1 protein-coding gene and 1 pseudogene are annotated in these 681 nt (G+C 44.6%); both read left to right on the top strand.

Features of this window, described 5'->3' with window-relative positions:
• Positions 1-251 (top strand): flagellin (locus J1778_RS00140; RefSeq protein WP_274388718.1); only part of this gene is annotated, 251 nt, incomplete at its 5' end.
• 324 nt (positions 252-575) lie between these two features.
• Positions 576-681, top strand: a pseudogene (locus J1778_RS00135) (flagellin FliC); the annotation flags it as partial.

Raw genomic sequence — 681 nt, 5'->3', positions numbered from 1 at the left:
ACGATGCACTGGCACAGGTTGATGAACTGCGCTCCGGTCTGGGTGCGGTACAGAACCGTTTCGATTCTGTTATCAGCAACCTGAACAGCACCGTGAACAACCTGTCTGAATCCCGTTCACGTATCCTCGATGCTGACTTCGCGTCTGAAGTGTCTAACATGAGCCGTGCAAACATCCTGCAGTCTGCAGGCGTGACCGTACTGGCCCAGGCGAACCAGGTTCCGCAGAACGTACTGTCTCTGCTGCGCTAAGTCAGCTCGTAATACGCTACAAGACGTTATCATTAATACCCCCGCCCTCACAGGCGGGGGTATTTTTTTAATAAAAGAGATTTTTTAATAAGAGAGTTTTTGTAATAAGGGTGTTTTCTGTAATAAGAAAGACTAACACCATCCCCTGAACTGATGCCACAATTGCAGGCATTTCATCAAATAAGCCACCGAAATAAAAATAACGCAAAAACCTGTTTAGTCATTTTTCCTTCCACCGATATTTATTATATGCGAACGGAATTACGCATCACTCAATTTAAATACAGTTGCAGTGTTACATTTTAAATACTCGAGGAAATCTCAATGGCACAAGTTATTAATACCAACTCCCTGAGCCTGGTAGCACAGAACAACCTGAATAAATCACAGTCTTCACTGGGTACCGCTATCCAGCGTTTATCTTCCGGCG

This window comes from Rahnella bonaserana, assembly GCF_019049675.1.
In the GTDB taxonomy this organism is placed as follows: Bacteria; Pseudomonadota; Gammaproteobacteria; order Enterobacterales; family Enterobacteriaceae; genus Rahnella; species Rahnella bonaserana.
This window is presented reverse-complemented; position numbering and strand designations above follow the sequence as displayed.